General features: G+C 60.5%; 9 protein-coding genes. 7 read left to right on the forward strand and 2 right to left on the reverse strand.

What is annotated here, in order from left to right:
* Positions 1–156 precede the first annotated feature (156 nt).
* From BLR25_RS18745 to aroB, 7 genes are all read left to right on the forward strand, one after another.
* The gene (locus BLR25_RS18745; protein ID WP_176785985.1) at positions 157–1236 is read left to right on the forward strand and encodes a pilus assembly protein PilM; all 1080 of its coding nucleotides are present in this window, start codon (positions 157–159) and stop codon (positions 1234–1236) included.
* Positions 1233–1796 (forward strand): PilN domain-containing protein, encoded by a 564-nt coding sequence (locus tag BLR25_RS18750; protein ID WP_091939974.1) that lies wholly within the window; start codon positions 1233–1235, stop codon positions 1794–1796. The genes BLR25_RS18745 and BLR25_RS18750 overlap by 4 nt, the downstream gene beginning before the upstream one ends.
* Complete coding sequence (locus tag BLR25_RS18755; protein ID WP_091939975.1) at positions 1793–2467, forward strand: type IV pilus inner membrane component PilO; 675 nt, start codon at positions 1793–1795, stop codon at positions 2465–2467. Before BLR25_RS18750 ends, BLR25_RS18755 begins: the two co-directional genes overlap by 4 nt.
* A complete protein-coding gene (locus BLR25_RS18760; RefSeq protein WP_091939977.1) occupies positions 2464–2985 on the forward strand; it encodes a pilus assembly protein PilP in 522 nt (173 codons plus the stop codon). Before BLR25_RS18755 ends, BLR25_RS18760 begins: the two co-directional genes overlap by 4 nt.
* On the forward strand, positions 2982–5078 hold the full coding sequence (locus BLR25_RS18765) for a type IV pilus secretin PilQ (RefSeq protein WP_245715612.1): 2097 nt from the start codon (positions 2982–2984) through the stop codon (positions 5076–5078). Before BLR25_RS18760 ends, BLR25_RS18765 begins: the two co-directional genes overlap by 4 nt.
* A gap of 74 nt (positions 5079–5152) precedes the next feature.
* Positions 5153–5689 carry a shikimate kinase gene (locus BLR25_RS18770; protein ID WP_091939979.1) on the forward strand — a complete coding sequence of 179 codons (537 nt, stop codon included), beginning with the start codon at positions 5153–5155 and terminating at the stop codon, positions 5687–5689.
* Positions 5677–6759 carry a 3-dehydroquinate synthase gene (gene aroB, locus BLR25_RS18775; RefSeq protein ID WP_091939981.1) on the forward strand — a complete coding sequence of 361 codons (1083 nt, stop codon included), beginning with the start codon at positions 5677–5679 and terminating at the stop codon, positions 6757–6759. Before BLR25_RS18770 ends, aroB begins: the two co-directional genes overlap by 13 nt.
* A 71-nt stretch (positions 6760–6830) precedes the next feature.
* Here the strand turns inward: aroB and pntB are convergent, their stop codons facing one another.
* Both pntB and BLR25_RS18785 read right to left on the reverse strand, forming a co-directional pair.
* The gene (gene pntB, locus BLR25_RS18780) at positions 6831–8249 is read right to left on the reverse strand and encodes a Re/Si-specific NAD(P)(+) transhydrogenase subunit beta (protein ID WP_091939983.1); all 1419 of its coding nucleotides are present in this window, start codon (positions 8247–8249) and stop codon (positions 6831–6833) included.
* A 13-nt stretch (positions 8250–8262) separates the two neighbouring features.
* Complete coding sequence (locus BLR25_RS18785) at positions 8263–9852, reverse strand: Re/Si-specific NAD(P)(+) transhydrogenase subunit alpha (RefSeq protein WP_176785984.1); 1590 nt, start codon at positions 9850–9852, stop codon at positions 8263–8265.
* Positions 9853–9878: the final 26 nt, after the last annotated feature.

Consider the following 9878-nt stretch of genomic DNA (forward strand, 5'->3'; position numbering starts at 1 on the left):
TTGCGCAGATCGGCGTGGCGACGAGGGCTTTGTGTCGCCCGTTCGGGGGAGAAAATTCTTTACATGCTGAATACTTGTTGCTAGCATCTAAAGACGATTATCCGTAAATCCGCTAACTGCTCGTTATACAAGGGTTTTTTAGCAAAAGGGGGCGTGTTGCGGCTCGACCTGTCATTCCTCAATCCCAAGGTACGGTCTCTGATCGGCGTCGATATCAGTTCGTCTGCGGTCAAGATGGTCGAACTCGGTGGAGACGGGAAGAAATCTTATCGCATCGAGCGTTATGCCATCGAGGTGATGCCGCGCGACGCAGTATCGGACGGCAATATCGTGAACCTTGAGGCGACGGCCGAGACGGTGCGGCGCGCCTGGAAAAAGCTGGGCGCGGCGACGCGTCTTGCCGCGCTGGCGCTACCTGCCTCGCACGTGATTACCAAGAAAATCATCGTTCCCTCCGGATTGCGCGAGGACGCGCTCGAAGTGCAGGTTGAATCCGAGGCCAATCAATACATCCCGTTTGCGCTCGAAGAAGTCAATCTCGATTTTCAGATTGTCGGGCCGGCGCCTTCCGCGCCGGAAGAGCTTGAAGTCCTGATTGCGGCATCGCGCAAGGAAAAGGTCGAAGATCGCGTGGCGGCTGTCGAGTCCGCCGGACTCAAGGCTGTCGTGATGGATGTCGAGTCCTACGCCGTGCAGGCAGCTTTCGAACAGATCGTGAAACAGTTGGGGGATGAGGCCCAGGGGCAGGTCATCGCTCTGGTCGATGTCGGCGCCAATGCGATGAATCTGACCGTCTTGCGCGACGGGCAGCCCTTATACACGCGAGAACAGGCGTTCGGCGGCAACCAGCTGACGCAGGATATTGCCCGTGCGTATGGCATGACTTTTGAAGAGGCCGAAGCCGAGAAAAGGCGCGGCAATCTGCCGCCCGATTTCGAGCAGGAGTTGCTCCAGCCGTTCATGGAAAGCATGGCGCTCGAAATCGTCAGGACATTGCAGTTCTTCTATACCTCGACGCAGTATTCGCAGGTCGATACCATCGTTCTGGCCGGTGGCTGCGCCGTGTTGCCGGGAGCGGCGCAGGTCGTGACCGAGCGTACCGGCATCGAGGCGCATGTGGCCAATCCGTTTGCCGGCATGAGTCTCTCGGATCGCGTCACGGCCAAGCGTCTGCAGGTTGACGCGCCGTCCTTGCTGGTGGCCTGCGGTCTGGCGTTGCGGAGATTCGACGAATGATCCGCATCAATCTTCTCCCGCACCGTGAAGAGCGGCGCAAAGCGCGGCGCCAGCAGTTTTTCGGACTGCTCGGGCTGGTGGTCGTGTTGGCCGGGCTGATCGTTTTCCTCGTGTATTCGATTATCGGCGGCTATATCTCCGCTCAGGAAAGCAAGAACGACTTCCTCAAGAAGGAAATCACCGTTCTCGACAAGCAGATCGAACAGATCAAGCGCCTCAAGGAGCAGACGCAGGTGCTGCTGGCGCGCAAACAGGTCATCGAGTCGCTGCAGCGCGACCGCGCCGAGGCCGTTCGCCTGCTCGCGGAACTGGCGAGGCAGATGCCGGAGGGCGTGTATCTCAAGTCGATGAAGCAGGAAGGTCAGCGTGTCACCTTGAGTGGCTATGCCCAGTCGAACGCTCGTGTTTCTGCCCTGATGCGTAACATTGAGGCGTCGCCCTGGCTGGAAAAGCCGCTCCTGATCGAAATCAAGGCTGTTACGGTCGATAAGCGCCGCCTCAACGAGTTCAGCATGAACGTCTCGCTCAAGCGCGATCCGGCGGATGGAGGGAAGCGATGAAAAAGCCTTCCTTCGCAAAGATCGATCTGCAGATGCTGGCCGAAGATTTTCGCAATCTCAATCCGCAGGACGTCGGTGCCTGGCCGCTGGCGCCGAGGGTCGCCGCCCTGGTCGGCGTTTTCATCGTGGCGATGGTTGCTGGCTGGTGGTTCCTGTGGAGTGACCAGTTCGACCTCCTGGCCGTGCGGCAGCAGGAAGAGATCAAGCTGAAAGAGGAATTCATCGCCAAGAAGACGCAGGCAGTGAATCTTGATCTTTACACGCAACAGTTGAATGAAATCAACCGTTCGTTCGGCGCGCTGCTCAAGCAACTTCCCAACAAGGCCGAGGTGGAGTCCTTGCTGGTCGAGATCAACCAGTCGGGCATGGGGCGCGGGCTTCAGTTCGAATTGTTCAAGCCAGGCCAGGAAGCGAGCAAGGATTTCTACGCGGAATTGCCGATCAGCGTGCGACTGACCGGTAATTATCATGATTTTGGAGCATTCGCCAGCGATATCGGGCGTCTGTCGCGGATTGTCACGCTCGGCAATATTTCGATCACCGCCGGCGCTGCAGGAAAAGAAGGCGGGCTGACGATGGATGCGGTGACGAAGACCTATCGCTATCTCGATGAAGAAGAGCTGGCGGCCAAGCGCAAGGCGGCGCAAGCGGCCAAAGGGGGCAAGAAATGAGAGCGCCGGCGCTGCTCTTTGTTCCGCTATTGATCCTGGCCGGGTGTTCAAGCAACGAGCACGAGGATTTGCGGCAATGGATGGCGGAGGCCTCGCAGAACATCAAGGGGCGTATCCCACCCTTGCCTGAAGTGCGTCCGTATGAACCGGTGCCCTACGATGCCGGTAATCTGCTTGAGCCGTTCAAACCCGGCAAGATCGGTATAGAAACCAAAAAGAGCGGCGGCGGCCTGCGTCCCGATCTCGATCGTCCGCGCGAGCCGCTCGAGGCGTATTCGCTCGAATCGCTGCGATTTGTCGGCGTGATGGTGCGGAAGAACATTCCCTATGGAGTCGTGCAGGCGGACGGTGCCTTGTATCAGGTGCGCGCCGGGCGCTACATGGGGCAGAACTATGGCGTCATCGTGCGAATTTCCGATGCCGAAATCGTCGTCAAGGAACTGGTTCAGGATCCGGTCGGCGACTGGGTGGAAAAGGAAAGTTCGCTGCAGTTGCAGAATCAGGAGGTCAGAAAGTGAAAAAGGCGATGCGTTTCCTGCTCGGCTTGGCCTGGTTGGTGGCCACGCCACTTCTGGCCCAGGAGAGCCCGCGCAACGCGATCGAGTCGATCGCAGCGGTGCGTCAAGGTGGATCACTGAATGTCAAACTGACGTTCACCAAGCCGTTGGCGGCGCCGCCCGCGGGTTTCAGCGTGGCCAAACCGGCGCGGATCGCGCTCGATTTTCCGGGCGTCGACAACGGACTGGGGCGGAGCGTACAGACTTTTAACGAAGGCGACCTCAAAAGCGTCAATATTGTTCAGGTCGAAGGAAAAACGCGCCTGGTATTCAATCTGAATCAGGCAATGGTTTATGAAAGCCATGCGGATGGACGTGGTTTGCTGCTGGTGATGACGCCGAGCGCCGAAAAGGAGTGGCAGCGGAGCGGCGGCAGCGTTCCGGTCGAGCACTTCTCGCTGGGCGCCTCGATGCCGGCAATCAGCACTTTGCGCGACGTGACTTTCCGCCGGGGCAAGGATGGTGAGGGGCGCATCCTGGTCGATCTGAGCAATCCGGCGACGGCAATCGATCTCCGCCAGCAAGGGCAGTCGCTGGTCGTCGATTTCGTCAAGACGAGTGTGCCGGAGGTCCTGCGGAAACGGCTTGATGTGACCGATTTCGCGACGCCGGTGGTTTCTGTCGATACCGTCCAGCAGGGCCCCAACGCACGCATGACGATTACGCCGCGCGGTGCTTGGGAGCACAACGCCTACCAGTCCGAGAGCCAACTCGTGATCGAGGTCAAGCCGCTGGTCGAAGATCCCAACAAGCTGGTTCAGGGGTCGCGTGCCGGCTATCAGGGCGAGAAACTGTCGCTCAACTTCCAGAACGTCGATGTGCGTCGCTTGCTGCAGGTGATCGGCGAGTTCACCGGTATGAATATGGTGGTCAGCGATTCGGTCGGTGGCGCGATTACCCTGATTCTCAAGGATGTCCCTTGGGACCAGGCGCTCGACATCATCCTCAAGCAAAAAGGGCTGGATATGCGCAAGAATGGCAATGTCATTCTGATTGCGCCGCGCGATGAGATCGCGACCAAGGAAAAGCTGGAGTTCGAGGCGCGGGCACAGATTGACGATCTGGAGCCGCTGCGGACCGAGAGTTTCCAGATGAATTATGTGAAGGGCGAGGATGTGCGCAAGTTGTTGGCGGATCCGAAGCAGACGCTGCTGTCGAAGCGGGGCAGTGCGGTGCTCGACAATCGCTCGAACATCATGTTCGTCAAGGACACGCCGAACCGAATCGAGGATATCCGCGCCATGATCGCCAAGATCGATATTCCGGTGCGGCAGGTGATCATCGAGGCACGAATCATCGAGGCCGAGGATTCGTTTGCCAAGAATCTCGGCTCCCGACTGGGGTGGGGTGGTACGACAGCGAGCAGCGGTGGAACGCTCGCCTTCGCCAACGGAACGCCGTCGAGCCAGATCGGCGGGGCGCAGACACTGGTCGGCGGCATGTATTCGACCAATGCCAGTGTCAATCTGCCGGCGACACCGTCTTCAGGAACGGCGGGGACCTTCGGCTTCATGCTATTCAACAGCGCGCAGACACGCTATCTGACGGCCGAAATTTCGGCGCTCGAATCCGATGGTCGGGGAAAGATCGTATCGAGTCCGCGCGTCATGACAGCCAACCAGATTGAGGCCCTGATCGAGCAGGGGGTCGAGATTCCTTATCAGCAAGCGACGAGTTCCGGGGCGACGAGCGTTTCGTTCCGGAAGGCGAACCTCTCGCTCAAGGTCAAGCCGCAGATCACGCCGGACGGCAAGATCACGATGACGCTGGATATCAACAAGGATTCGCCGAATACCTCGATTTCCACCGGATCAGGTGTCGCCATCGATACCAAGCATGTCAAGACCGAAGTTCTTGTCGATAACGGCGGCACCGTGGTGATCGGCGGGATCTATACCGAGAATATCCAGAACACCTCGCAGCGCATCCCGTTCTTCGGCGATCTGCCCTATCTCGGCTGGTTGTTCAAGAACACCGCCTGGACCTCGACCAAGAAAGAGTTGCTGGTCTTTATCACGCCGAAGATCGTTGCCGAAGGACTGGCGGTGCGTTGAGGCGTTTGCGTGGCGAAAAGACCGGCGTTGCCGGTCTTTTTTTTGGATTGGGCCGGGTACGGTAGAATGCGGGTATGGAGAACAAGTACGGTTCACGCAACATCTTCCTTGTCGGCCTCATGGGGGCGGGCAAGACGACGGTTGGGCGCATGCTGGCGAGGCGTCTCGGGCTTGGCTTTGTCGATTCGGATCGCGAGATCGAGAATCGGACCGGGGTCGTCGTTCCCACGATTTTTGAAATCGAAGGGGAAGAAGGATTTCGGCGGCGCGAATCGCAGGCAATCGCCGACCTGACCGCCTTGCGCAGCCATGTCCTGGCGACCGGCGGCGGTGCCGTGCTGCGGGAAGAGAACCGCAAGAACCTCAAGGCCAATGGTTTCGTCGTCTATCTTAACGCGCCGCCTCAGGTGCTTTGGGAGCGGACGCGGCACGACAAGAACCGGCCGCTGCTCAAGGTCGAGGACCCGCTGCGCAAATTGCAGGAGCTCTTTGTCATTCGCGATCCGCTCTACCGTGAGGTCGCCGATTTCGTCGTCGACGACGGTAAGGGGAACGCGCAAATGGTCGTGCAGATGCTGGCGAGAGAGGTCGGTGAGCGATGGAATGCGTAAGCGTTGAGCTCGCGTCCCGCGCCTATCCGATACACATCGGTCCGGGGCTGCTCGATCGCGTCGATCTGATTCGTCCGTATCTGAAACAGGCGCGGGTGGCGGTGGTTTGCAACACGACGGTGGCGGCGCTGTATTTAGGCCGGTTCGCAGCGTCGCTTCGGGCGGCAGGCATCGCCGTTGTCGAGATCGTTCTGCCGGACGGAGAAGCGTACAAGAATTGGGAAACGCTCAATCTTGTCTTCGATACGTTGCTGCGCGAGCGTTGTGAGCGCTCCACCACGCTGATCGCGCTTGGCGGTGGGGTGATCGGCGATATGACCGGGTTTGCCGCCGCCTGTTATCAGCGTGGCACGCCCTTTATTCAAATTCCGACGACGCTGTTGTCGCAGGTGGACTCGTCGGTGGGGGGCAAGACGGCGATCAATCACCCCGCCGGCAAGAACATGATCGGCGCCTTCTATCAGCCGCGCCTGGTGCTCGCCGATACCGACGTCCTGAAAAGCCTGCCGGATCGGGAATTGCGCTCGGGGCTCGTCGAAGTCATCAAGTACGGATTGATTCGCGATCTCGCCTTCTTCGAGTGGCTGGAAGAAAATGTCGAACGCGTGCTGGCGCGCGACACGGCGGCGCTGGAGTATGCGATCGGTTTATCCTGCCGGCACAAGGCCGAGGTGGTTGCCGCTGACGAGCATGAACACGGTGAGCGGGCGCTGCTCAATCTCGGCCATACCTTCGGGCACGCGATCGAGACCGGCATGGGTTACGGCGAATGGCTGCACGGAGAAGCCGTGGCGGCCGGGACGATGATGGCGGCGGAGCTTTCCCGGATGCGGGGCTGGCTCGGTGTCGATGAGGTGGCGCGTATCGAGCGCCTGTTCGTTCGCGCCGGTGTGCCGGTAAAGGGGCCGGCGATGGCGACCGGAAAATATGTCGAACTCATGCGCCACGACAAGAAGGTCCAGGATGGGCGCTTGCGCTTGATCCTGCTGCGGCGTATCGGGGAAGCGGTGATCGACGATGCATCTTCGGTCGTGCAGATTGCTGAAGCAATCGATATCCGAATCGGCTGATCCGTTTTTTCGCTGCCGCTACAAACAACAACGCCCGCAATCGCGGGCGTTGTTTTTCGAGGTGTGACGGATTACTTGCCGGTGGTCAGCGCGCCGAGCACTTCGTCCAGCATCTTCTTGGCATCGCCGAAGAGCATCCGGTTGTTCTCCTTGTAGAACAGCGGATTGTCGACGCCGGCGTAGCCGGAAGCCATCGAGCGCTTCATGACGATCGAGGTCTTCGCCTTCCAGACTTCGAGCACCGGCATGCCGGCGATCGGGCTGGACGGGTCTTCCTGGGCGGCCGGGTTGACGATGTCGTTGGCGCCGATGACCATCGCCACGTCGGTGTCCGGGAAGTCCTCGTTGAGTTCGTCCATTTCAAAGACGATGTCGTAAGGAACCTTGGCCTCGGCGAGCAGCACGTTCATGTGGCCAGGCATCCGGCCGGCGACCGGGTGGATGCCGAAGCGCACATTGACGCCCTTCTCGCGAAGGTGCGAGGTGATCTCGTTGACGATGTGCTGGGCTTGCGCGACCGCCATGCCGTAGCCCGGCACGATGATCACGTTCTTGGCTTCGCGCAGTAGTTCCGCCGTTTCGGCGGCCGAGACGGCCGTGACTTCACCTTGCGGTTCGGCACTGCCCTTGGCTGCCGGGGCCGGCTTGGCGCCATCGGAACCGAAGCCGCCGGCGATGACGCTGATGAAGTTGCGGTTCATCGCGTTGCACATGATGTACGAGAGGATCGCGCCGCTCGAACCGACCAGTGCGCCGGTAACGATCAGCAGGTCGTTACCGAGCATGAAACCCGTCGCCGCCGCCGCCCACCCTGAGTAGCTGTTGAGCATCGACACCACAACCGGCATGTCAGCACCGCCGATGGCCATGACCATGTGCACGCCGAAGGCCAGCGCGATGATCGTCATCACCGTCAGCGGCAGGACGCCCTGACCCATTTCGGCGTGCAGGAACTCGCGGCCGAAATAAATGACGATCAGCAGGCCGATCAGGTTGATCATGTGACGGCCCGGCATCAGGACCGGCTTGCCACCGATCTTGCCCGAGAGCTTGCCGAAGGCGATCAACGACCCCGAGAAGGTGATCGCGCCAATCAGGATGCCGACATAGATTTCGACTTCATGAATCGCCTTTTCTGCGCCGGTCAAAGGGGACGAGGTGTCTATGTAGCTCGCATAGCCAACCAGACAGGCGGCCAGACCGACCAGGCTGTGCATCAGGGCGACGAGTTCCGGCATCTGAGTCATCTGCACGACACGGGCAGCATAGAGACCGATCGCGCCGCCGACGACCATCGCGCCGATGATCCAGGATAGGCCGGCAGTCCCGACGTTCGGACCGAAGACGGTGGCGACCACCGCGATGGCCATGCCGAGCATGCCGTAGAGGTTGCCGCGCCGAGCCGTTTCCTGATCGGAAAGGCCGCCGAGGCACAGGATGAAGAGGATGGTTGCTCCGAGATAGGAGACGGTAGCCAAACTTGCAGACATGTTTACATTCTCCTTATTTGCGGAACATTTCCAGCATGCGCCGGGTCACGGCGAAGCCGCCGAACATATTGATGGTGGCCAGCGCGATCGAGACGACCGCCAGCCAGCGGATGACCACATCCGGGCGGGTGATGTCGGCCGCTAGCGGCGGCGCGATCTGCACCAGGGCGCCGATGGCGATGATGCTGCTGACCGCGTTGGTGACGCTCATCAGTGGCGTATGCAGCGACGGTTTGACATTCCAGACCACCATGTAGCCGACGAAGCAGGCCAGCACGAAGACCGTGAAGTGGCCGAGGAAGGTCGCCGGCGCGTAGGCGCCGATCAGCGCGAACAGCGCTGCGGCGACGGCGATGACGATCGCGACCTTGTTGGCCGGCATCGGTTCGCCGCCACCATGGCCGTGCGCCGACTTCTTGGCGGCCGGTGCGGCTGCCGCTGCGGCGGGCTTTGCCGGCGGGGCCGGCAGGTTGAGCGGAGGGGCCGGCCAGGTGATGTTGCCGTCCTTGACGACCGTCAGGCCGCGGAGGGCGTCATCTTCCATATTGACGTTGATGATGCCGTCCTTGGTCTTGCACAGTTCTTCGGCCAGACGCAGCAGGTTGTTCGAGTACAGCATCGAAGACTGCTTGGCGAGACGGCTGGGCAGGTCGGTGTAGCCGATGATGGTGACGCCGTGGCGGACGACCGCTTCGCCCGGTACTGTCAGTTCGCAGTTGCCGCCCTGTTCGCCGGCCATGTCGACGATGACGCTGCCCGGCTTCATGCTCTGCACCATTTCGGCGGTGATCAGCTTCGGCGCGGGTTTGCCCGGGATCAGCGCGGTGGTGATGATGATGTCGCATTCCTTGGCTTGCTTGGCGTACATTTCGCGCTGCGCCGCCTGGAAGCCCTCGCTCATGACCTTGGCGTAACCGCCGCCACCCGAGCCTTCTTCTTCGTAATCGACCTTGACGAATTCACCGCCCAGCGACTTGACTTGATCGGCCACTTCGGCACGCGTGTCATTGGCGCGCACAATGGCGCCGAGGTTTGCGGCGGTGCCGATGGCTGCCAGACCGGCGACGCCGGCGCCGGCGATGAATACCTTGGCCGGCGGCACTTTGCCGGCAGCCGTCATCTGACCGTTGAAGAAGCGGCCAAAGGCGTTGGCCGCTTCAATGACGGCGCGATAACCGCTGATGCCGGCCGTCGAGGTCAGAGCGTCCATCTTCTGGGCGCGCGAGAGTTGGCGCGGCAGGCAGTCGATGGCGAGAACCGTGGCCTTCTTGGCCGCCAGTTTCTGCATCAGATCCGGGTTTTGTGCTGGCCAGATGAACGAAATCAGCGTGCCGCCTTCGCGCATCAATCCGACTTCGGCCTCGCTCGGGCCGCGAACCTTGAAGACGATATCGGAGGCGGCCCAAAGCGCCGCAGTGTCCGCAATGATCTCGGCGCCTGCTTCCTGGTAGGCCTCGTCGCCAAAGTTGGCAAAGTTGCCGGCGCCCGATTCGACAACGACCTTGAAACCCAGCTTGATGAGCTTTGCGACGACTTCGGGCACTGTTGCAACCCGTTTCTCGCCGGCAAAGACCTCTCGAGGTACTCCGATAGTCAGTGGCATTCGGTTCTCCATCAGATAGTCACATG

Source organism: Propionivibrio dicarboxylicus, from assembly GCF_900099695.1.
Classification (GTDB): Bacteria; Pseudomonadota; Gammaproteobacteria; order Burkholderiales; family Rhodocyclaceae; genus Propionivibrio; species Propionivibrio dicarboxylicus.